The 22905-nt window shown below is 69.9% G+C and carries 17 protein-coding genes and 2 pseudogenes; 12 read left to right on the plus strand and 7 right to left on the minus strand.

The annotated features are described in order from the left end of the window. The 8 genes from ACIHCX_RS19150 to ACIHCX_RS19185 form a co-directional block, all read left to right on the plus strand. A partial coding sequence (locus tag ACIHCX_RS19150; protein ID WP_400030852.1) for an acyltransferase domain-containing protein occupies positions 1–2085 on the plus strand: 2085 nt, incomplete at its 5' end. After that, positions 2082–3581: an FAD-dependent monooxygenase gene (locus tag ACIHCX_RS19155; protein ID WP_400030854.1), complete on the plus strand. Its 1500-nt coding sequence runs from the start codon at positions 2082–2084 to the stop codon at positions 3579–3581. The genes ACIHCX_RS19150 and ACIHCX_RS19155, both read left to right, overlap by 4 nt. A 443-nt stretch (positions 3582–4024) precedes the next feature. Then, positions 4025–5269 (plus strand): cytochrome P450, encoded by a 1245-nt coding sequence (locus tag ACIHCX_RS19160; RefSeq protein WP_400030856.1) that lies wholly within the window; start codon positions 4025–4027, stop codon positions 5267–5269. Next, a complete protein-coding gene (locus ACIHCX_RS19165; protein ID WP_400030858.1) occupies positions 5266–5487 on the plus strand; it encodes a ferredoxin in 222 nt (73 codons plus the stop codon). Before ACIHCX_RS19160 ends, ACIHCX_RS19165 begins: the two co-directional genes overlap by 4 nt. Further along, positions 5484–6962 carry an MFS transporter gene (locus ACIHCX_RS19170; RefSeq protein WP_400030860.1) on the plus strand — a complete coding sequence of 493 codons (1479 nt, stop codon included), beginning with the start codon at positions 5484–5486 and terminating at the stop codon, positions 6960–6962. The genes ACIHCX_RS19165 and ACIHCX_RS19170 overlap by 4 nt, the downstream gene beginning before the upstream one ends. A 181-nt stretch (positions 6963–7143) precedes the next feature. Then, complete coding sequence (locus ACIHCX_RS19175; RefSeq protein ID WP_400030862.1) at positions 7144–7956, plus strand: hypothetical protein; 813 nt, start codon at positions 7144–7146, stop codon at positions 7954–7956. Positions 7957–7982: 26 nt separating this feature from the next. After that, positions 7983–11153 carry an amino acid adenylation domain-containing protein gene (locus ACIHCX_RS19180; protein ID WP_400030864.1) on the plus strand — a complete coding sequence of 1057 codons (3171 nt, stop codon included), beginning with the start codon at positions 7983–7985 and terminating at the stop codon, positions 11151–11153. Next, entirely contained in the window at positions 11150–11941 is a 792-nt protein-coding gene (locus tag ACIHCX_RS19185) for a BTAD domain-containing putative transcriptional regulator (protein WP_400030866.1), read from the plus strand. The genes ACIHCX_RS19180 and ACIHCX_RS19185 overlap by 4 nt, the downstream gene beginning before the upstream one ends. 78 nt (positions 11942–12019) lie before the next feature. On the opposite strand, the gene ACIHCX_RS19190 is transcribed toward ACIHCX_RS19185, so the two are convergent. Beyond that, positions 12020–13573 (minus strand): MDR family MFS transporter, encoded by a 1554-nt coding sequence (locus ACIHCX_RS19190; protein WP_400030868.1) that lies wholly within the window; start codon positions 13571–13573, stop codon positions 12020–12022. Between the two features lie 179 nt (positions 13574–13752). Here ACIHCX_RS19190 and ACIHCX_RS19195 point away from each other — a divergent pair, with 179 nt between their 5' ends. Beyond that, positions 13753–14412: a TetR/AcrR family transcriptional regulator gene (locus ACIHCX_RS19195; protein WP_400030870.1), complete on the plus strand. Its 660-nt coding sequence runs from the start codon at positions 13753–13755 to the stop codon at positions 14410–14412. A 163-nt stretch (positions 14413–14575) separates the two neighbouring features. Here the strand turns inward: ACIHCX_RS19195 and ACIHCX_RS19200 are convergent, their stop codons facing one another. Continuing rightward, positions 14576–15352 carry a thioesterase II family protein gene (locus ACIHCX_RS19200; RefSeq protein WP_400030872.1) on the minus strand — a complete coding sequence of 259 codons (777 nt, stop codon included), beginning with the start codon at positions 15350–15352 and terminating at the stop codon, positions 14576–14578. Positions 15353–15526: 174 nt separating this feature from the next. On the opposite strand from ACIHCX_RS19200, the gene ACIHCX_RS19205 reads away from it, so the two are divergent. After that, positions 15527–15757, plus strand: a complete 231-nt coding sequence (locus tag ACIHCX_RS19205; RefSeq protein ID WP_400031346.1) for a DUF1877 family protein — start codon at positions 15527–15529, stop codon at positions 15755–15757. A 209-nt stretch (positions 15758–15966) separates the two neighbouring features. Here the strand turns inward: ACIHCX_RS19205 and ACIHCX_RS19210 are convergent. After that, positions 15967–16317, minus strand: a pseudogene (locus tag ACIHCX_RS19210) (transposase); the annotation flags it as partial. Between the two features lie 157 nt (positions 16318–16474). Here ACIHCX_RS19210 and ACIHCX_RS19215 point away from each other — a divergent pair. After that, positions 16475–16720 carry a Smr/MutS family protein gene (locus tag ACIHCX_RS19215; protein WP_400030874.1) on the plus strand — a complete coding sequence of 82 codons (246 nt, stop codon included), beginning with the start codon at positions 16475–16477 and terminating at the stop codon, positions 16718–16720. 97 nt (positions 16721–16817) lie between these two features. Here ACIHCX_RS19215 and ACIHCX_RS19220 read toward each other — a convergent pair. From ACIHCX_RS19220 to ACIHCX_RS19235, 4 genes and pseudogenes are all read right to left on the minus strand, one after another. Then, positions 16818–17000: pseudogene (locus ACIHCX_RS19220) on the minus strand (transposase); the annotation flags it as partial. Further along, entirely contained in the window at positions 16919–17794 is an 876-nt protein-coding gene (locus tag ACIHCX_RS19225) for a copper homeostasis protein CutC (RefSeq protein ID WP_400031348.1), read from the minus strand. The gene ACIHCX_RS19225 and the pseudogene ACIHCX_RS19220, both read right to left, overlap by 82 nt. Before the next feature lie 65 nt (positions 17795–17859). Further along, a complete protein-coding gene (locus ACIHCX_RS19230) occupies positions 17860–19383 on the minus strand; it encodes a M81 family metallopeptidase (protein WP_400030876.1) in 1524 nt (507 codons plus the stop codon). A gap of 82 nt (positions 19384–19465) precedes the next feature. Continuing rightward, positions 19466–20737, minus strand: a complete 1272-nt coding sequence (locus tag ACIHCX_RS19235) for an ROK family protein (RefSeq protein ID WP_400030878.1) — start codon at positions 20735–20737, stop codon at positions 19466–19468. Positions 20738–21057: 320 nt separating this feature from the next. Here ACIHCX_RS19235 and ACIHCX_RS19240 point away from each other — a divergent pair, with 320 nt between their 5' ends. Next, complete coding sequence (locus tag ACIHCX_RS19240; protein ID WP_400030880.1) at positions 21058–22875, plus strand: peptide ABC transporter substrate-binding protein; 1818 nt, start codon at positions 21058–21060, stop codon at positions 22873–22875. The last annotated feature ends 30 nt before the right edge of the window (positions 22876–22905 follow it).

The following is a 22905-nucleotide window of genomic DNA, read 5'->3' on the forward strand; positions in this document are numbered from 1 at the left end:
GAGTTGCCGCGGACGCTGCATGTGGATGAGCCGTCTCCGCACGTGGACTGGTCGGCGGGCACGGTCCGGCTGCTGACCGAGTCCCGGGAGTGGTCTTCGGACGGCCCGCGCCGCGCCGGGGTGTCGTCGTTCGGGATCAGCGGCACCAACGCCCACCTGATCCTGGAGCAGGCCCCCGAGGAGGAGCGGCCCCCTGCCGTGGAGACCGTGGCGCCGCTGTTGCTGTCGGCGCGGTCGCCGGAGGCGTTGCGGGACCAGGCGGCCCGGCTGCACGCTCACCTGACGGCGCGGCCTGACATCGGTGCCGGAGACGTGGCATACACGCTGACCACCGCCCGTACGGCTTTCCGGCACCGCGCTGCCGTCCTGGGAACCGACCGTGAGGCGCTGCTCACCGGACTCCAGGCCCTGACCGAGGGCCGGGAAGCCCCGGGCGTAGTGCGCGGCAAGGCCGTCACCAAGAGCCGCACGGCGTTCCTCTTCACCGGTCAGGGCGCCCAACGGGTGGGAATGGGAAGGGAGTTGTACGAGGCCTTTCCGGTGTTCGCCGCCGCCCTGGACGAGCTGTGCGGGCATCTGGATCCGCTGCTGGGACGGTCGCTGTCGGAGGTGATGTTCGACGGTCCGGCCGAGATGCTGGATCGCACGGCCTTCACCCAGCCCGCGCTCTTCGCGTACGAGGTGGCACTGTTCCGGCTTGTCGAGGCCTACGGCGTACGTCCGGACGTGCTGATCGGGCACTCGGTGGGGGAGCTGGCGGCGGCGCACGTCGCCGGTGTGCTGTCGGCCGCCGACGCGTGCGTGCTCGTGGCGGCGCGCGGACAGCTGATGGAGGCCGCCACGTCGGGCGGAGCCATGGTCGCCGTACGGGCTCCCGCCGAAGAGGTGGCCGCCTCGCTGCCGGAGGACGGTAGGGTGGCGATCGCCGCGGTCAACTCGCCCGGCTCCACGGTCGTCTCCGGTGACGCCGAGGCCGTGGCCGCGACGGCCGCGCACTGGCGGGGACGCGGCGCCAGGGTTCGCCCGCTGTCGGTCAGTCACGCCTTCCACTCCGCACACATGGACCCGGCCCTCGACAAGTTCCGCGGGGTGGCCGCCACCGTCGAGTTCCGGCCGCCGACACTGCCGGTCATATCCGATCTGAGCGGCGAGGAGGCCACCGCCGAGCAACTGACGTCCCCGGACTACTGGACCCGGCACATCCGCGAGACCGTCCGCTTCGCCGACTGTGTCCGCGCCGCCGAGGCCCACGGAGTGACAGCCTTCCTGGAGATCGGGCCCGACGAGGTCCTCGCGCCGCTCGCCGCCGAGTGCCTGTCGGCCGACGCGCTGTCCGCCGACGTGCTCACCGCTCCCGCCGTGCGGCGCGACCGGTCCGAGACGCAGAGCTTGATCGCCGCCCTGTGCCGACTCCACCTGCACGGAGTCGCGGTGGACCGGTCCGTGCTGGTTCCGCGAGCCGGCACGGTCGAGCTGCCGACGTACGCCTTCCAGCGGCGCCGGTACTGGCTGCGGGACACGGCCGCCGGGCCCGGTGAGTGGCTGGACGGCTGGTTCTGGATGGCCGTGGAGAACGGCGACACCGGGGCACTCGTCGACACCCTCGGTCTCACAGCCGAACAAGTGGGCTCCGCCGAAGCACTGTTGACCGCCGCACGGCGGTGGCGCGAGGACACGCTGAAGGCGGTCGCCGTACTTGATGACCCGCCGCCGGCGGGGGACACCCGGGAAGCCGTCGCGGACGGTGTGCCGCGTAGTCCCGACGCGCTGGCCGAGTGGCTCGCGGGGTACGACCGTGCCGGTCGGGAACGCCTGTTGCTGAGCCTGGTCCGCACCACGGCGACCGAGGTGCTCGCGCTGCCCGGTCCCGACGACCTCGACCCGGAGGCCGACTTCCTCGACGTCGGGTTCTCCTCGCTGACCGCCGTGGAGTTGCGCAACCGGCTGTGCGCCGTGACCGGGCTGCCGCTGCCGCCCAGCGTCATCTACGACCTGCCCACCTCCCACGTGCTGGCGGCCTACCTGGAGGAGAAACTGGGCGAGAGGGAAGCTGCGGGCGAACCGACCCTGGAGGCGACGGCGTGAACGACACCGTGGTGATCGCCGGCGGCGGACCCGCCGGCCTGATGCTGGCCTGTGAACTCCAGCTGGCCGGAGTGCCCGCCGTGGTTCTCGAGAGCCGGCCGGTACGCGAGCGGTCGTCCGGCGGGATGCTGCTGCACGCCCGCTCCGTCGACGCGCTGCGCAGACGCGGCCTGGCGGACCGCTTCCGCGACGCCACCACTCCCGTCTGGCCGCGCACTCACTTCGCCTTCCTCTGGCTGGACCTGTCCGAACTCGGCGGCACCGACTACGACCTGATCGTCCCGCAGTGGCGTACCGAGAAGCTGCTGGAGCAGCGCGCGGTGGAGCTGGGCGTGCGCGTCCTGCCCGGCCACCGGCTCATCGGGCTGCGCCAGGACGCCGACGGGGTCGCGGTCCGGGTGCGTTCCGCCGCGGGTGAGCAGGTGCTGCGCTGCACCTATCTGGTGGGGTGCGACGGCCCGCACAGCACCGTGGCGGAGCTGGGCTGCTTCGACTTCCTTACGCTCGCGCCGTCGTACTACGGAGTGATCGCCGATGTGGCGGTGTCGGGCGACGCTCAGGGACACTTCCAGGCCGGCGTCCATCCCGACGGCCAGTTCGGCGTGCTGCCCATGAACCCGCATGATCCGTCCGAGGTACGGCTGATGACTGTCGAGTTCGACCGCGAGCCCCCGGCCGCCGACGTTCCGGTGACCGCCGAGGAGATGCGCGCGGCGATCCGTCGCATCACCGGTGCTGGCGCCGACTTCGGCGAGCCGCGCTGGATGACCCGGTACGGCAGCCCCACCCGGCTGGCCACCTCCTACCGCAAGGGACGGCTGCTGCTCGCCGGCGACGCCGCCCACCCGCATCCCCCGTCCTCCGGCAACGGCCTGAACACGGCCCTGCACGACAGCGTCAACCTGGGGTGGAAGCTCGCCGCGACGATCCACGGCTGGGCGCCGCCCGGCCTGCTCGACACGTATCACGACGAGCGGCACCCCGTCGGCCGCCGGGCCTGCATGCGCGCGCTCGCCCAGGTACCGCTCCAGCACCCACCGCAGCGGGCGGATCCCCTGCGTGAGCTGTTCGCCGAGCTGATTGAGTACCCCGAGGTCAACCGGCACCTGGTCCAGGCTGTCACCCGGGTACGCTACCCGATCGCCTACCCCGGCCTCCCGGCCGAGGACCATCCGTTGCTCGGCACCACGCTGCCCGACGTTACCCTGCGCACCGCGGACGGCGAGGTGGAGGCGGCGGGGCTCCTGGCGGACGGCCGCGGGCTGTTGCTGTGCCTCGGCGCGGACGAGGAACCCGATCTCACCGGCTGGGCCGATCGCCTGGACGTCATCCGCGCGGACGAGGCCGAGGTCCTCGACGCCCGCTGGCTGCTGGTCCGGCCGGACGGCCACATCGCCTGGGCCGACGCCGGCGCGGGCGACCGGGACGGGCTGCGGGTCGCGGTGACGACCTGGTTCGGAGCGGCCCGGGAGCCGGCCGCTGCCCGTACGGGCTGACCGGGCGGCGTCCGCGGCCGGGAGCGAGGGCGCCACGGAGCCCGGCTCGACTGCCCCGCCCGCGGCCGGCCCCTGGACGACATCGGCCGAGAACGGCTCCGGGCCCCGCACATGTTCGGTCGCGTGCCGGACGAGAAGTGGGGCACTTTCCTGTCGCAAGCCGGCGCGTGGTCCGTACGGACGCGACCGGCCAGTCCCCCGGAGCAGACCCGAATCGTTCCTGGTCACGGTGCGTTTCACCGCAAGCACAGGGCTTGGGTCGCCCCCGGGCCGAAGGGCGGCCCGCCGAACGGCCGGTACCGTCGGTCCCCGGCCGTCCCACCAGGTGCAGGCACTTAGTCCTGCCTTAAGAGCTTCATTAGATGCCCCCTCCATCCTGGCTGAAGATGCACCGTGTGCGGCCGGCCGCCGTACACGGCTCGGACGTCGGAGGGAGTTGGCGGATGAACCAGACGGCGGCGCGGCACCAGAGGTGCCCGGTAGCACCGGGCACCCCGGAGGAGCGGATCCGGAGATGGAGCACCTACCAGCCGTGGCTCCAGGCTGACCCGATCGGCGCGTGGCACGAGCTCCGTGAGTACGGACCGGTCCTGCGCTCGGAGGAGTTCGGCGGCTACTGGATCCTCACCCGGTACGCCGACATCGAGTGGGCGGCCCGCAATCCGGACCTCTTCTCCAGCGCTGACATCGGCATACCCAACCGCCAGATCTACAAGGACAAGCTGATCCCGATCCAGCTCGACGGGGAGGACCATCGCAAGTGGCGGCAGGCCCTCTCGGCCCTGTTCAACCCCGCCGTGGTCAACCACATCACCCCGCAGATCCGTGAGGCGGCCGTGGACGCCATCGAGCCCATCGCCGCTCGCGGCTCCTGCGAGTTCGTCGAGGACTTCGCGGTCCGGCTGCCCGCCGAGACCTTCCTGATCAACTTCGGTATCGATCGCTCCCACCTGCCGGAACTCCTCGACCACAAGAACTGGTTGCGCCGCGAGGGCCTGCCGAATGCCAGGAACGACGAGGAACTGCACGCGGCCGGACGGCCGTTGTGGGAGTTCTTCAGCGCCGCCGTCGACGCGCGCCGTTCCGAGGGCACCGAGGGTCGGCGTGACGTCATCAGCTCACTGCTGCGCGCCGAGCACGAGGGCAGGCCGCTGACCCAGGACGAGATCGTCAACATCATCCTGATGACGATGTTCGCGAGTCTGGACACCTCCAACTCGCTGCTCAGCATGGTCTTCCGGCACCTTGCCGAGCACCCCGAGGGCCAGCGCACGGTCGTCGAGGAACCGCACCGCGTCCCGACCATGGCCGAGGAGTTGATCCGCCACGAGGCGATGGTCTCCACCGCCCGCGTGGTCACCCGGGACGTCGAACTGCACGACGCCAAGCTCCGTGCGGGCGACAGGGTCCTGATGTCCTGGGGCATGGCGGGCCTCGACCCCGAGATGTTCGAGCGTGCCGACGAGGTCGACTTCGACCGGCAGTCGGTGCGCCACCTCGCCTTCGGGATCGGCCCGCACCGCTGCCTCGGCATGCACCTCGCCCGCCGGATCGTCAAGGTCGCGCTGGAGGAGTGGCACACCAGGATCCCGGAGTACCACCTTTCCCCCGGCACCGAGCCGGTCTCCCGCTACTCGCCGATTCGCGGTCTGGACCGCCTGGACCTCACCGTGGGGGCGGCCCGATGAGCGAGCGGATCGGCATCCGGGTCGACGCCGAGGTCTGCCAGGGATACGCCCTGTGCCACGCAACGGCACCCGAAGTCTACGAGATCGACGAGGACACCGGTTTCAACGGCATGGGGGAGTTCGTGGTGCCCGAGCGGCTGCGCGGTCAGGCCTCGCGCGGTGCGGCGGCCTGCCCCGAAGGTGCCATCACGCTGCTGTCCCAGGAGGTGGAGCGATGAGCGAGCGCTCGCTGCTGTCCCCGAGCACCGGTGTGGAAGATGCCGCGACCCGGGTACGGCATCCCGGTGTCACCCTCGCGGTGATCATCAGCTGCCAGCTGATGATCGTCGTCGCGACGACCGTGGTGAACATCGCGCTGCCCGGCATCCGGGAGGACCTCGGCTTCTCACCGACCGACCTGTCCTGGGTCGTCAACGCCTACATGCTGACCTTCGGCGGCCTGCTGCTGCTCGGCGGCCGGTGCGGTGACCTGCTCGGCCGCCGAGCGGTCTTCCTGACCGGCATCGCGATCTTCACCGCCTGCTCGCTGCTGGCGGCGCTCGCGCCGACCGCGCCGGTCCTGCTGGCGGCCCTGGTGGGCCAGGGCCTCGGCGCCGCGCTCGCCGAGCCGACATCGCTGGCGATGCTGGCCACCACCTTCGCCGAAGGCCCGCAGCGCAACCGCGCGCTCGGCGCGTTCTCCACCGTGGCCGGCGCGGGCACCGCTGTCGGGATGATCTTGGGCGGACTGCTCTCCCTGGCCTCCTGGCGCTGGACACTCTTCCTCAACGTGCCGATCGGCATCGCCGTCCTGCTGGTCACCCCGCGGTTCGTCGCGGAGTCCGAACGCCGGCCCGGCCGGTTCGACCTGGCGGGCGCGCTGACCTCCACGGCCGGCATGGCGGCGCTGGTGAACACCTTCATCCAGGCGCAGAGCCACGGCTGGACCGACCGGGCCACGCTACTGTCGGGCGGGGCGGCCGTGCTGCTGCTGGCGATCTTCGTGGCGGTCGAACTGCGGGCCGAGCAGCCGGTGGTGCCGCTGCGCCTGCTGGCCCGGCGCGAGCGCACGGCGGCATATCTGGACACCCTGCTGGTCGGCGCCACCGTCTCCGGACTGTTCTTCTTCCTCACACAGTTCCTGCAGACGGTGCTGGGCTACAGCGGACTGCGGGCCGGCTTCGGGTTCCTGCCCCTGGCCGTGCTCATGGTGGTCTCCGCGGTCGCTGCACCGCGCCTGCTGGCCCGGTTGGGCGCCCGGCCGCTGCTCGTCGTCGGCGCGGCGGTGCTCGGCGCCGGGACGTTCTGGTTCTCCCGCATCACCGAGGAGACCGGCTACGCGAGCGGGCTGGCGATACCACTGGTCCTGGTAGGCCTTGGGTTGGGGCTGACCATCATGCCGCTCAATTCCATCATCCTGACCGGCGTGTCCCGCGGGGAGGTCGGTGCCGCTTCCGGGCTCCAGCAGGCCATGCTGCGGGTGGGTGCTTCGCTGGGCCTGGCGTTGCTCGTCACGGCGGGCGGGGGCCGCGCCGGTGCCCATCGCGCGCCGGTGCCCGGCGCGGGTCACGGCGCACTCGTCCACAGCATTGAGACGGGATTCACGGTCGCCACAGGTTTCGTTCTCTGTGCACTGGTTCTCGGGCTGCTCGCATTTCGGAAGGGATCGACCACCCTGCCCGAAAAGTCAACTGGCGATCATTCGGGGAAGTAATTCGACTGTTACGGAATGGTATGCGAATGCTAGGTTGCCCTGGCAGTTCCCTTCAGGGCTGAAAGGAATTCCACAGGACTGGAGTTGTGGAGATATCGGAATGAGGCATTCCGATTGTCTCTTCGAGTCAAGCGGCAGCAAAAGATTCCCAAAATTCATCTCAAGGATTCGGAATGGGATAATGACCGCGAATGTATGGAACGTTCTGAGCGGTGCCGGAGCCACTGCGACGGTGCTGGCCTCCGACTTTCCGGCGACCGGCCGTACCGTTGCCGGATTCGGCGACCTGGTGCGCGAGCTTGGCGACGCCGCCCCCGCCGTCTGGGAGACCGCCCCGCCCCGACCTGGCCGGGAAGCCGGAATGACCGGAGAGGACTATCTCCGGCACTGGCAGCCCGGCGTCGAATCCGCCGGACCGGTGAGCGCGGTGCTCGGCTTCTGCGTGGGTAGCGTCTTCGCCGCCGGTCTGGCCGACCGGATCGGTCGCATGCAGGGTGAGGCGCCGCGCCTCGTCCTGTTCGACCCCGAGCGGCCCGACAGCGACCTGCTTCACCGCCACTACCACGAACTGATCGGCGGCCTCGCCCCCATGCTCTCCCCAGACGAGATCGACGAGGCGCGCCGCGCCGGCGCGGATGTCAGGCGAGCGCACACGGCCATGCGCCCGCTGGCCGAGGACCTGTGTGAGCTGTTCCGCAAGTACGGCGAGCCGGCCTTCCGACGCACCGGCCTGGACGCGGAACGCGGCGCCGAAGTCGTCGCCACGTTCGCCTCCTTTCTCGGCTACCTCGTCGCCGCCTGTGACCTTGACCCGCGCGAGGCCTGGGCGGACGCGGTCGCCATCAGCTCCGCCACGGCGCACAGCGGCCTCAACCCCCTCCCAGTACAGGAGCGATCGGCGCTGGTGGCCCGCGAGATCGCCTTCGACCTCCCGCACACGGAGCTGCTCCGCGACACCGGCGTCGCGCGAGCGGTGGCCGAGCTTCTCGCGTGACGCAGTTCGCAAAGGAAGGAAAGGCAATGCAGGCGTTAGGAATCGGGGCATCCACCGAGGTTCGCGGCCTGGACAGATCCGAGGCCGCCGGCCGGAAGGAGGAAGCGCTCTGGCTGCTGGAGCGACTTGCCCCGCGCAGTGCGCCCAACAATCTGTCGGTCGCCTTCCGGGTGGACGGCAGACTCCAGGAGCTCCCGTTACAGGAGGCCCTCACCCTCTTAGTGCGCAGACATGAGGTGCTGCGTCACGTCTACCGGGCCTCCGGCGCCCACCTCACCCGGTCCGTTCTCGACCCCTCGGCCGTACGCCTCGTCCCGCGCGTGCTCACCACACGCCCGGAGGACCTCGACGCCGACCTGACGGCGTTCGTCGCGGAGCGCTTCCCGCTCGACGGCAGCCTGCTGCTGCGCGCTGCCGTCTTACGAGGTGCCGGCGGGGACGTGTTCTGCCTGGCCGTCCACCACCTGGTTTTCGACACCCTCTCGGGGGTCTCCTTCCTGTCCGAACTGGCTGAGGTCTACGGCGCGCTGGCAGACACGGGTGCACCGCCGCCGGCTCTGCTGGAAGCGGTGCCGGCCCTCGCCGAGCCCGAGCCGGCCGAGGACAGTCTGGAGTTCTGGCGCAAGCAACTCGCCGACTACGACCTCGGCGCCCTCGACCTGTGGTGCGGGGTGCCGGACACCGCCGAACCGACTCTGGTCGGCGACCGGGTGCTCCACGACCTGTCCGAGGCCGCCCGGGCGGCGGTGAAGCGACTCCAGCGAGAGCTCCGGGCCCCGGAGACGGCCGTCCTGCTCGCCGCCTACCAGCTGCTGCTGGCCGCCCACGGCGCCGGACCCGACCTGGCGGTCGGCTCGCCCGTGGACGTACGCCCGCGCGAGGCGGCGGGCGCCATCGGCTACCACGTGAACGTGCTGCCGCTGCGGGCCCGCGTGACACCCGAGCAGACGGTCCGTACCTTCGTCCGCAGCACCCGTGACGTCTTCTTCGACGCCCTGGCGCACGCCGACGTCCCGGTCGACCACCTGACCCCGCTAGTGCCGCGCGGGGGCTCCAGCTGGCGGAACATGCTGTTCCGGCACCTGTTCAACTATGTGCCCGACAGCGTCCTGCACCAATTCACCATCGGCGGACGGCAGGCCGAACCGCTGGTGGTGGAGAACGGTTTCAGCAAGTTCGACCTGGAGTTCTTCGTGGTCGCCGCGCCGGACCGGCTGCGCGTCCGGGCGGTCTATTGCACCGAACTGCTGACCCGTCAGGACGTCGAACTGCTCCTGGAGCGCTACGACGCGCTGCTGGTCCAACTGGCCGAGGACGTCGAACGGTCGGTCGGCGCGCTGCGGGTGTGGGGCGATCAGGATCACGAGGTGATCGCGACCGCCAACCGGACCCAGGCGGAGGTGGGTCCGGAATCGGTCCTCACGGCGTTCACAGCCCGGCTTCTGGCGAGCCCGGACGCCCCCGCGGTGCACGCCGCGGACGGCGCCACCAGCTACCGGCAGCTGTGGCACGCGGCGCTCACGGTACGGGAGCGGCTGACCGAGGCCGAGGTGCGCCACGGCGACGTGGTCGCCGTCGCCGCCCAGCGCGGTCCCGAACTGGCTGCGGCCGCCCTCGGGAGCTGGCTGGCCGGCGCGGCGTACCTGCCGCTCGACCCCGAGCATCCCGAGCAGCGGATCGCCTACCAGCTCTCGGACTCCGGCGCCCGAGCCGTCCTCGCCGGGCCGGGGGTCCACCTGCCGGGCGCGGGCGACCGGACGGTGCTGACCCTGGCCCGGGCCGGTGACGCGCCGGCCCGTCCACTGCCCACCGAGCCGGTGGCGACCGACCCTGTCGCACCCGCGTACCTTATTTACACGTCGGGCTCGACCGGGCGGCCCAAGGGGACCGTCGTCGGCCACCGGGCGCTGGCCAACCTCGTCGCGCACTTCGGCACCGAGCTGGACGCTGGCCCAGATACCACCGCGGTGTGGCTGACCACCTTCTCCTTCGACATCTCGGGGCTGGAGCTGTACGTCCCGCTCGCGCACGGCGGCAGTGTCGTGGCCGCTCCGGATGCCGCCCGCACCGACGGCGGTGTCTTGCGCGAGTTGATCGAACGGCACGACGCGGACGTCGTCCAGGCCACCCCCACCACCTGGCGGTTGGTGCTCGAAGCGGCCGGGCCCGCCCTGCGCGGCCGACGCGTCCTGTGCGGCGGTGAGGCGGCGCCGCAGCCGCTGGTGGAGCGGCTGCTGGCCACCGGCAGCACCCTGCACCACGTCTACGGCCCCACTGAGACGACCATCTGGTCCACCTCGGCGATCCTGCGACCGGGCGACCCCGAGCCCGCCGGGATCGGCCGGCCCATCGCCAACACCCGGGTCTTGGTGCTCGCACCGGACGGCACTGAACTGCCGATCGGGGTGCGCGGTGAGCTGTGCATCGGCGGTGACGGCGTCGCCCACGGCTACCACGGCAGACCCGAGCTGACCGCCGAACGGTTCGTGGACGACCCCGAACGGGGCCGCTACTACCGGACCGGGGACCTGGCGCGCTGGCGGGCCAACGGCACCCTCGAACTGCTCGGCCGGGCCGACCGCCAGATCAAGCTGCGCGGCAACCGGATCGAACCGGGCGAGATCGAGGCTGTCATGCTCGCCCACCCCTCAATCCGTGGCGCAGCGGTTGCGCTGGTCGGCGATCCCGACGCCGACGCGGCCCTGGTCGCCTTCGTCGAACCGGTTGGCGCCGATTCTGCCGGCGTGACGGGGGACCTGGTGGAACGGCTCTGGGAGCACGTTCGGGCCGAGTTGCCGCGCGCCCTGGTACCGCAAGAGCTCCTGGTCCTGGACGTGCTGCCGACCACTCCCAACGACAAGGTGGACTACCCGGCGCTGACGGAGCTGGCCCGTGCGCGGCGGGCGGAAGCCACGTCCCAGGGATCGGTCGACTACACCGGAGACCCGTTGGTGCGGGACCTGATCGGGCTATGGCAGCGCGTGCTGAACCGCCAGGACATCACCGCGGACACCAACTTCTTCTCCCACGGCGGCCATTCACTGCTTGGAGCGCTGGTGGTGCAAGAGGCCGAGGCGCTCCTCGGGGTCCGGGTGGCGCTGTCCGAACTGTTCCAGCATCCGACGCCGTCACGGCTGGCCGGACGGCTGCGCGCGGCCGGAGGGGACCAGACAGAGGGAAGGCGGGAGAGCGAATGAGGTACCAGGTACTGGGGCCGCTCCAGATTATCGACTGCGGCGTCGCGCGCCAGATCAGCGCACCTAAGATGGAGAACGTCCTCGCGACCCTGCTGGCCCGTGCCAACCAGGTTGTCTCGGTGCCCCAGCTCACGCTGGAGATATGGGGCGAAAATCCGCCCCGGCGGGCCACCCCGGCGATCCATGTCTACATATCCCAGCTGCGCAAACTGCTGTCCGGAGCTACCCCGGACGAGTCCCCGCGCCGGGTCGGCCCGATCGTCACCTCGTCATCGGGCTACCTGCTCCAGGTGAGGCGGGACGACCTGGACTGCCGGGTTTTCCAGGGGCTGGTGCAGCGCGGGCGCGCCGAACTCACCGCACGTCGCTTCACGGCGGCCAGCGTGACCCTCTCCGGCGCGCTCGACCTGTGGCGCGGCTCGGCGTTCGGCCAGCTCGGCAACGGGCCGATCGTCGCCGGGTTCAGCGACTGGCTGGAAGAGCTGCGTCTGGAGTGCATCGAGATGCAGATCGAGGCCGAACTGGCCCTCGGTCATCACCGCGAGCTGGTGGGTCGGCTGTACCGGCTGATCTCGGAGCACTCGCTGCACGAGGTCTTCTACGCGCAGCTGATGCGCGCTCTGTTCGCCTCCGACCGGCGGGCCGACGCGCTTGCCGTGTACGCGCAGGCCGCGGACGTGCTGCGCAACGAGCTGGGCCTGGAACCCGGACTGCGCCTACGCGAGTTACAGCGTGTGGTGCTGATCGCGGACAGTCGGCATCGCGTGGCGCTGGCACCGGCGGTCTGAGGGAGTATGAGGGGCGGCCCCGTGGCGAGCGCTCGCCACGGGGCCGGCTTTCAAGCTGCGCACACCCGGTCCGAGGGCTCAACTCGCAGACCCGGCTTCCTGGGCCTTGGCGGGCGCGGGAGCCTGGGCCGCCTGCGCCTGCTTGCTCTTGTCCTGCAGGAAAAGCGCCACCAGGACAGCGACGACGAAGAACGGCAGCGCCCAGCGGAACATGCTCTGGGTGCCGCTGGCCACGGCGTCCACATATGCGGTGCGGGCCGACTGGGACAGCGACTCGATCGCGCTCGAACCCGCACGCCCGCCGTTGTTGTGCACGGCCTCCAGCTCGGCGGCGGAGAGCTTGGAGTCGAGGGAGTCGCTCAGCCGGCTGGTAAACACGGCCGCAAAGAGCGCTGTACCGAACGAGCCGCCGATGGAGCGGAAGAACGTCAGGGTGCCGCTGGCCACGCCCATGTCCTTGAGCTCGACGCTGTTCTGGGTGATGACCATGACGTTCTGGAAAAGCAGGCCCAGACCGAGGCCGAAGACCACCATGTAGACCGAAGCGACGACACGGGAGGTGTCCACGTCCAGCATCGACAACAGGAACGAGCCGACGCTCAGGAGCACTCCGCCAGCAAGGAGGATCACCCGGTGGCGGCTGGACTCGCTCATCAGCCGACCGCTGTACATCGAGGCGACCAGCATGCCGCCGAGCACCGGAAGCAGCAGCAGACCGCTGCTGGTAGCGGACAGATGCTGCACGCTCTGCTGGTAGACCGGCAGGTAGGTGATGGTGCCGTAGAGGGCGATGCCGACGAGGAAGCCGAGCACCAGGCTGGCTACGAAGTTGCGGGAGCGGAACAGGTGCGGTGGCAGAATCGGCTGAGCGGCGCGGCGCTCGACCACCACGGTGGCGATGATGACGACCACCGCGAGCGCGATCAGACCGAGGATGGTGGGCGAGCCCCAGGCGTACTGGTTGCCGCCCCAGGTGGTGAACAGCACCACAGCGGCGCTGGCCACGGAGAGCAGGGCGGCACCGAGGTAGTCGATGCGGCCGGCGCCCCGGTTGTGCGGGAGGTTGAGCCGGGCAGCGACGAACCAGACGGCGACGGCGGCGATCGGCAGGTTGAGGTAGAACGCCCAGCGCCAGGAGGCATGGTCGGTGAGCGCGCCCCCGAGCAGCGGACCGCCGACAGTAGCGACCGCGCTGAGGGCGGCGATGTAGCTCTGGTACTTGCCGCGCTCCCGCGGGGGAGCCATGACGCCGATCACCGCCATCACGCCCACCATCAGTCCACCCGCGCCGATGCCCTGGAGAGCACGGAAGGCGATCAGTGCCCCCATGGACTGGGCGACGCCGCAGAGCACGGAACCGATTGTGAAGATCACGATCGAGGCGAGGAGCAGCTGCTTGCGGCTGAAGAAGTCGCTCATCCGGCCCCAGAGCGGGGTGGAGACCGTGGAGGTGAGGATGTATGCGGTGATGACCCAGGAAAGGCGGCTGAATCCGCCGAGGTCACCCGCGATGGTGGGCAGAGCGGTGGCGACGATCATCGCGTCGAGCATGGAGAGCAGGAGCGCGAGCATCAGCCCGGGCAGCACTCTGCGGAGGCCGGAGTTGGGGCTTGGCGCCGCTGAAGTTGACACGGTGGGACTCCCCGGAATGGAAGGAACGGGTGGAACCAGTCTGGCTAACCGGGTCCACGGACCCGGTTGCGGACGATACGGGGCCGCTGCCCCGGTTGTCAACGAAGTGCGGTTACAATCGAAGACCTCCGCCGCCCTGAGGCGTACCCGCGGGGGTGTTGTCACGATCGGGAGGCACCATGGCAGTCGGGAAGTCGACGGGGCTGGACTCCGCCATCCCCTATGCGCCTCCCCCTCCAAGGCCGCTGCGTGCCGACGCGCGCCGCAACCGTGACCAGATCCTCGCCGCCGCGCTGGAGACCTTCGCGGTGGAAGGGCACTCGGTATCGCTGGATGAGATCGCGCGCCGCGCCGGCGTCGGGCCGGGCACCGTGCATCGGCACTTCCCTACCAAGGAGGTGCTGTTCGAGGCGGTGATCATCACCCGGATCCAGCGGCTGACCCAAAAGGCCCGCGCGCTGGCCGACCTGGCGGATCCCATCGGGGTGCTGTTCGGCTTTCTCTTCGACGTCCTGGAGGAGGGCCGCGTCAAGAAGGACTTGGTCGACGCGCTGATCGGGGCTGGGGTCGACGTCGGCGAGGTCACAGGCCCAGCCGCCCTTGGCCTGAACGAGGCACTCGGCGTGCTGCTGACGCGCGCTCAGCGGGCTGGTGTCCGTGAGGACGTGACCGTCGCCGATCTCATGGCCGTCATGGCGAGCACCCTGATCGCGGCACAGCGCACGGATGACGCCCGGCTGCCCAGTCGGATGCTCGCGATCTACTGCGACGGTCTACGCGGTGAGGGCACGGTCGAGCGGTTGAGGCGGGCTGGTGATGGCCCGGCGTCGAGGGGGTGACCGGCGGAGCGAGGGGCATGCACTGCGGCGCGCGGTGAAGCGGACCGGGGCGACGGCCGTCCCGGCGGCACTGCACGGCGGCGGCCGGCAGGAAACACCTTGCGTGGCCGCCAGAGCGTGCGGTGGACGGCATATGGCGACCTGTGACGTCAATCACGGCGACTCAGAGATGTTCGTGCAGCGCCGCCCGGATCCCGGCCACGACGACATCTCGCTGTTCCTCCAGGTAGAAGTGACCGCCTGGAAGCACCCGCACCTCGAAACCCCTGCTGGTGTGCCCTTCCCAGAGGCGGGCGTCCGTCACGGAGACCCGGGGATCGGCGTCCCCGATGAGCACGGTCACCGGACAGGCGACCGAGGCATCCTGCTCACACCGGTAGGACTCGATCGCACGGTAGTCGGAGCGGATGGTCGGGAGGAGCAGAGCCCGCACCTCGGGATCGGCGAGCAGCACGGGATCCGTACCGCTGAGCGCCTGCAACTCGGCGACCAGCCCGTCGTCGTCCTTCCGGTGCACGAACTCCGGACGGAAGGCGCTCGGCGCCCGCCGGGCTGAGGCGAAGAGATGCAACACCCGTGGACCTGGCCCCTCCTCCAGCCGACGAGCCGTCTCGAAGGCGACCGCCGCACCCATGCTATGGCCGAAAAAGGCCAGCCGCTCGTTCGGGCGATGCCCCCGCAGCACCTCGGCCGCCCGGTCCGCCAACGCGCCGATCTCATCCAGACAGGGCTCCCCCCGCCGGTCCTGCCGGCCCGGATACTGCACCGCCAGCACCTCGATCTCCGGCCGCAGGAGTTTGGAGTACGGGAAGTAGAAACTTGCTGAACCTCCCGCGTGTGGGAAGCATACGAGGCGAAATCCATCGACCATGGGTCCGCTTTTCGGGCCCGCGTCGAAGGTGCGTATCCAGGCGTCGTGGTCCAGTGCCGCAGAGGTCATCGGATACTCCCTGTGAGCCGCGCAACTTGGCAGTTGCAGGTTAGCGCGAACCTATCTTATCTTTCTGACGAATTGCTGCAGACGCACGGACTTGCAGAGCAGTGTCCGTGGGGGCTTTCGCATTGCCGAGGGAAGCTGAATACTCACGTCCGAGGGATTACTGAACTCGAACTCGTGACGTCGGATGGCGCAAGCCTTGGTCGCCTGTCAGAGCTTGGCTTCCTACTGCGGCGTGTCAGTTTCCCCGTCGACATCGTCCACAACGAGGAGGAACTTTCTGGAGCAGATGATTGGGGACCACCCCGCTACCTCACTCCTGAGCAGGTTCGCACCGCAGCCGCCGCCCTGGCTGCCACACCAAGCCACACCTGGATCGGCAGCGTTACCGTCAGGGAGCTGGCCTAGGCCGATCTGTATCCCAGCATCACTGAGACGAGCATTGGCTGTCGTATGTCGTCCACCACTACGAAGCTCTGACGCCGTACTTCCAAGCAGCAGCCCAGGACGGCGACGCGATGATCATCTGGCTGGACCGATACTCGCCAAGCTCGATCCCAGGGTGGACCGCCCTGTCCTGCGTCACGGACGTTGAGCTCGTGATGTTCCGCGGGTGATCAAGGGCTGATCGTCAGTCCTGTCTTGGTGAGGCAGCCGTCTATGAGGTGACTGCGGTACTGGATGTGGCGGAGGCCGCTTCTTACGTGTTGCATTAGGTGGTCCGGCGTGGTGAAGGCGACGTTGGAGAGCCTGCCGCGCCCAGCAGGGACCAGATACCCTCGACGGGATTGATCGGGTGCATAGGGCGGCAGGTAGTAGATGGTCAGCCAGTCCCGGCTCTCGGCGAATTTCCGTAGTCCTGCAGCCTTATGCACGTTGAGGTTGTCCCAGACCAGGACGATCGGACCGCCGAGCTGAGCGTGGGCCGCGATGAGAAGGTCCCGGTAGTCGCGCCAGGAGAAGCTCTTCGCCAGCCTGCCGCAACCGACTCCGCCCGGCGCAGCTCAAGCGAGGCGACGGCGGCGTCCGGGTGCCCAGGTACTACGGGGTGACTCTGTGGGAGGCCTGCTGGTGGATCTTGCAGCCGGACGCCTAGGCTCACCGTGACAACGAAGGAGGATCCCGATGATGACGCTCGATCTCCACCCGGTCTTCCGTAACAACCGGGACATCGAGCTCGCGTTGCGTCAGTTTCTCTTCAGGGCGTCCCATGCGGGTGAACCGGTCGCGGAGATCATCCCCGGCAAGGGATCGGGACGGCTTAGGGCCCGGGTCCTTGCCTTCCTGGACCAGAAGCACATCCGCAAGCTCTATGTGCGCCGAGAGGTCGACTCGGGCAACTCCGGCCGCATCCTGGTGTACTTCAACTGAGGGGGCGGTCCCTGCATGCCCCGGATCAGGACGCCGACGCTGGACGGCGTCGCGTAATTATTCTGGGGCGGGCAGGTTGACCTGCCCCGTCTGCTCGTCAGCCGGTGAGGGTGAGGTCGTGCAGGCGGGCGATGCCGAGCATGGCGTGGTGGACGCCGTCGCCTCTGGGGCGGCAGTCGCGCAGGATCTTCCAGCTCTTCATGTGGGCGAAGGTGTGCTCGATGCGGGCGCGGACGCGGCGGTGGGAGGCGTTGTGGCTCTCCTTCCAGGCCGGTGGCTCCTCGTTCTCGCCCGCGATTCCAGCATTCTCCTGGCCTCGGCGACCACCGCTGGGTCGGTGACGAAGTGCGTGTCCTGCTCGGCGGAGGCGCTGGAGGCGCCGAGGGGGATCCACGTTCCCCCGCGCCGGGGTTCTGCGCGGCGCTTCGCGGAGAGGTGGACGGCGGCGACACCGGCGGCGGTCAGGGCCGGGATGTCGGCGGGGCGCACCCCGCCGCCCGCCATCACCTGCACGCCGGGCGCGGCCTCGACCATGGCGGCGAGCGCGGCGAGTCCCTCTCCGGCTGCCGGGGCGCCGCCGGAGGTGAGCACCCGGGTGAGCCCCAGGGCGGGCAACAGCGCGGCGGTGGCGACCGGGTCCGCGGACAGGTCGATCGCGCGGTGCAGGGTCACCTCGACGGGGCGGCCCGTGTCATGAGCCGCCGCGGCGAGGCGGGTGACGGCGTCGGTGTCGAGGCGGCCGTCGACGGTGAGCGCGCCGACGACTACGCCGGAGGCGCCGGAGGCGATCACGGACCGCACCTCGGCGACCATCAGGGCGATCTCCTCGGCGTCGTGGACGAAGTCGCCCGGTCGGCAGCGGACCAGGACCTGCACCGGCAGGCCTACGGCGGCGACCGCCTCGACGAGGGCGGCCGACGGGGTCAGACCGCCCAGTTCCAGGCCGGTGCAGAGTTCGACGCGATCGGCTCCGTGGTCGAGGGCGACACGGGCACCGGCCGGTGAGGTGACGGCGATCTCCAGTGCGGGCCGCCGGGAAGGTACAGCCGGCCCGGGAACCTCGTCGGCCGCCACCGGTGCTGGGGCCCGGCCCGCACCGCCGGCCTGGGGCGAGCCGAGGGACCGGGGGGTGCGGTCGGTCACTCGTCGTCCCCGGTGAGCGGCTGGTCGGAGGCCGGAATGACACGGGCCGTCAGGTTCGGGTCGGCCATGTCGCGGTCGAAGGGGAACATCGGGCGGCGGATGCGGCGGTGGCCGAGGCGTACCAGGTCCTGGTCGACACCGCCGGGAGTGAGGGCCATCTTCCAGCCGACCGACATGTCGAACAGCTCGGGCTCCAGGTAGCCGATCTTGACGATCACGATGTCGGCGGAGCGCGGGTCGAGGTCGAGGTCGGTGAAGTCGTGCTCGTGGTGGTACGGCTTCCGCAACCTGGTGAGGATCGCGTACACGCTGCCGACCCGGATGACGACCTCGGTCTTCGCGTCCCGGTCGCCGTGCCGGATCGCGTGGACCACGCCGGTGAGGGTGACGGGGCCGGCGTGCCGGTCGTCGACCTCGGCGCCGGCGGTGACGGTGACGGTGGCGCCGATCCCGGCGGCGACGGCGGTCTCGATCGCGGCGGGGCCCGGCACCGAGGCGTAGAGGACGGTCGGCCCGTCCTCCTTCTGGAACTCGGGGCGCTCGAGCAGCCGGGTCAGGCCCCAGGTGACGTCACCGGCGCCGCCCGCGGTGGGGTTGTCGCCGGTGTCGCTGATGAAGTACGGCCGCTGGTCGGAGGCGAGGGCCTCGTCGAGGAGTTCGTCGTAGGTGCCGGTCGGGGCGACGAAGTCGAAGTCGTGGCGGGCGTTCCAGAAGCCCCGGGCGAGTCGTTCGGCCCCGGCCGAGACCGCCGCCGCATCGTCGCCGGTGACGACCACGACGGCGCGGTTGCGGGGTTCGTCGGCCCAGGCGTAGCCGACCCAGATGGCGGCGTCCGTCACGCCGTCGGCGGCCTCGACCTCGTCGACCGCCGCGTACACGCTCTTCGCTGGTTCGATCCGGGTGGAGGTCTGCTCGCCGGCCAGCAGCACCGGGACCGGGACCCACGCCTTGACCGGGCGGGGGGCGCCGGACGCGAGCAGGTCGACCAGGTTGCGGACGGCACGCTCCTTGGTCTCCATGTGGTCCTCGTGCGGGGCCATCCGGTAGCAGGTGATCAGGTCGCTGCCGTGGACGAGTTCCCGGGAGACGTTGCCGTGCAGGTCCATCGAGGTGGAGACGATCACGTCGGGGCCGACGGTGGCGCGGATCCGTTCCAGCAGCACGGCCTCGGCGTCGTCGATCCCCTCCACGGTCATGGCGCCGTGGATGTCGTACCAGAGGCCGTCCAACCGGGGTAGCGCGGCGAGGCGTTCGATCAGTTCGTCGGTGAGCGCGGTCCAGGCGGTGGCGGTGACGGTGCCGCCGGGCAGTGACTTGCCGACCAGGGCGCCGTGCCATTCGGCGGCCTCGCGCAGTTCCTCGCCGGGGGCGAGGAACGGGTACCGGTCGAGGACCTCGGCGCCGCGCGAGGGGTGGAAGGCGGGGGCTTCGGTGCGGGCCGGGGAGAAGGTGGAGGACTCGATGCCGAGGCCGGCGACGGCGATGACCGGACGGGTGACGGCGGTGCGGGTGTGGGACATGGCTCCTCGTGCGGGGTGGTGCGGAGTGGGCGGTGTGGCCGGGGGCGGGAGTTCACCCGGTGCGGGACTTTTTGAGCGGGCGTCAGCCCCTTCCGGGGGGCGCGGCGGTACGGAACCCGTCCGTGCCGGTGCCCCCGGCATCGCCCAGAGCGCGGGCCAGGGAGTGCTGCAGGGCGAACAGTCCGGCGCCGACCAGTCCGGCGTCTGCGCCGAGGACGACTCGCTCGATGGTGAGGTGTTCGGTCACCAGCGGGTGGCAGCTCTCGTAGAGCTGGCTGCGCACCGCGGCGACGAACGGTTCGAGGGTGGAGAGGATGCCGCCGAGGTAGACGGCGTCCGGGTTGAAGAAGTTGACGTTGGCGGCGAGTACCCGGCCGAGGTGGTCGCCGGCCCTGCGGACGGCTCGGGTGGCTTCCGGGTCGGCGTCGGTGACGAGCCGTACGACGTCCTCGGGGCCGGCGACGTCGAGACCGCGTTCGCGCAGGATGCGCACGAGCGCGGCGCCGGACGCCACGGTCTCCAGACAGCCGGTGTTGCCGCAGGAGCAGGGGATGTCGGCGCCGCCGTCGATGCGGATGTGGGTGATGTCGCCGGCAGCTCCGCGGGCGCCCCGGTAGAGGCGGCCGTCGGCGATGACGCCGGCACCGATCGCCGAGCCGATCTTCACCGTGATCGACTGCCGGTGCTCGGCGGGCCTGACGCTCTGCTCACCGACCGCCATGCAGTTGGCGTCGTTGTCGACGACGGCCGGGACCCCGAAGCGCTCCTCCAGCCAGGCGGCGACCGGGAAGCGATTCCAGCCGAGCATCCGGGACGGCTGGACGACGGCGCCGGCGGCGACGTCCACCGGCCCGGGCAGGGAGAGCCCGACGCCGCGGAGCTGGTCGCGTCCACGCTGCTCGGCGAGGGACTCCAGGTGCTCGGCGAGCCTCGGCAGGGCGGCCTCGGGACCGTCGGCGATCTCGAAAGGGACGTTGGCGACGTCACGGACACCGCCGCCCGGGAGCACCACCCCGATCCGGGCATGGCGGCCGCCGACGTCGGCGGCGACGGCGTACTCGTCGTTGCTGCCCGCCCTGAGCACCCTGCGGGGGCGGCCGCCGGTGGAGGAGTGGGTGCCCTCCTCGGCGATGAGCCCGCGCTCGACCAGCTGGGCCACGGTGAGGGAGATGGTGGAGGGGGCCGTGCCGAGGAGTTGGGCGAGTTCGGCGCGGGACGTGGCCTGGCCCGAGGCGACGAGTTCGAGGACCCGCGCGGCGATGGCCGTGCCCTTCTGTGCGGCGCCCTTCGACGTCGCGCCCTTCAGGGACACGCCCTTGGTGGTCCTGCGGCCCCGTGCACTTATTTCAGTCATGTACGAAGTAACTTCCGCAATGGTGGATGTGACGGAGAGAGTACGCCCGTCCTGGCAGGCAGGGAACAGTCTCCGTGAAGGAAGTGGACGGCGTCAGCGCACAGTTAAATCGCCTCAAATCGGTACATAGAAACCACTTGAGGCGCCTGAAGTGGCCGACTGTGACTTTTGTCGAAACTGCAGAAACTTACTTTTTACTAAATCTTGTTTGTTTGTTCGGCGCGTCCGTCGTTGTATGTCGCCATACACAGCGCCGATCCCGCGGCGCCGGCCCGGGTCCTCCCGGGATGGATGCGGGTCCTTTCACTCTGAGGAGAGTCATGTTCCTTGCTCACACGGCGGCCGGCCGCCGCTGGGCCCTCGTCGCGGGTGCCGCCGTCATCACCGGCGCGCTGCTCACCGGCTGTTCCGGGGGCGGTGGCTCGTCGTCCTCGGGCTCGGCGTCGTCGGACACCATCAACTACGCCCTGCCGGCGAACTTCACGCCGAACTGGATCCTCCCGGTCGGTACCGCCTCGCACCTGAACACCAACAACTCCTCCATATCCCAGGCCGTCTGGGAGCCGCTGATCGCGTACGACGGTTCCACCGGCAAGGTCGGCTGGAACAAGGACAACTCGCTGGCCACCGACGCGAAGTTCGCTGCGGACAGCAAGAGCGTGACGATCACCCTCGGCGATCGTCACTGGAGCGACGGCAAGCAGATCACCTCGCGCGACGTGGAGTTCTGGTTCAACCTGGTCAAGGCCAACAAGGCGGACTGGGCAAGCTACAGCCCGGGCAAGGCGCCGGACAACTGGACCTCCTTCAAGACGATCGACGACACGCACTTCACGATCACCTTCGACAAGGCGTACAACCAGGAGTGGATGCTCGCCAACGAGCTGAGCATGATCCGCACGATGCCGCAGCACGTCTGGGACAAGGCCAGCGACTCCGGCGCCGTCTCCGACCTGGACCGCACCGCCGCCGGCGCCAAGAAGGTCTGGACGTACCTCAACAACGCCGCCAAGAAGATCTCCGGCTATGCGACCGACCCGCTGTGGAAGACGGTCAGCGGCCCGTACACCATCAAGTCGTTCTCCACCGCGGGCAAGGTGGAGCTGACCGCCAACGCGAAGTACGACGGCGGCGGCAAGGCCAACATCAAGAACGTCAACCTGCTGCCGTTCACCACCACCGAGGCCGAGGTGAACGCCCTCCGCGCGGGCACCGTCGACTACGGCTACATCAACGCCACCGACCTGAGCCAGGAGTCGTCCTTCAAGGCCAAGGGCTACTCGGTGAAGCCGTGGACCGGCTGGGCGATCACCTACATGCCGTACAACTTCAACAACCCGACCATGGGCCCGGTGTTCAAGCAGCTGTACGCCCGCCAGGCGATCCAGATGTCGGTGGACCAGACCACCCTCTCCAAGGTGGTCTTCAACGGCACCGCCGTCTCCACCTACGGCCCGATCCCGCAGGGCCAGGACTCGTCCTTCGTCTCCTCGGAGCAGAAGAACAACCCGTACCCGTTCGACACCGCCAAGGCGAAGAAGCTGCTCACCGACCACGGTTGGACCGAGCAGGGCGGCACCATGGTGTGCACCAGCCCCGGCAGCGGCGACAACCAGTGCGGCGCGGGCGTCGGCAAGGGCACCAAGTTCGAGATGGAGGTGCTGTCCCAGTCCGGCTCCACCGTGACCGACAACATGATGAGCGCGCTGCAGTCGTCGTTCGCGGAGACCGGCATCAAGTTCGGCATCAAGACCGCCCCGGTCAACTCCGTCCTGTCGCAGTCCGGCCAGTGCACCGCCGACGAGTCGAACTGCAAGTGGCAGCTGTCCTTCTTCGGCACCGCGGGCAGCTGGTACTTCCCCGCCTACCCGAGCGGTGACTCGCTCTTCGCCACCGGCGGCGGCTCCAACTTCGGCAGCTACTCCAACGCCGGGGTCGACAAGCTGATCAACGAGACCACCACGTCCTCCTCGAACGAGGCGGTACAGAAGTACAGCGCCGCGCTCGCCAAGGACCTCCCCGTGATCTGGCTGCCGGAGCCCGACTACCAGATCTCCGTGGTCAAGGACGGCCTCGGCGGCTTCGCCCAGGACTCCCTCGCCAACTTCCACCCCGCCATGTGGAAGTGGACCAAGTAAGCCCGGTCGGCGCCCGCGCGGGCCGACGGC

This window comes from Streptomyces sp. NPDC052043, from assembly GCF_044548235.1.
Lineage (GTDB): Bacteria > Actinomycetota > Actinomycetes > Streptomycetales > Streptomycetaceae > Streptomyces.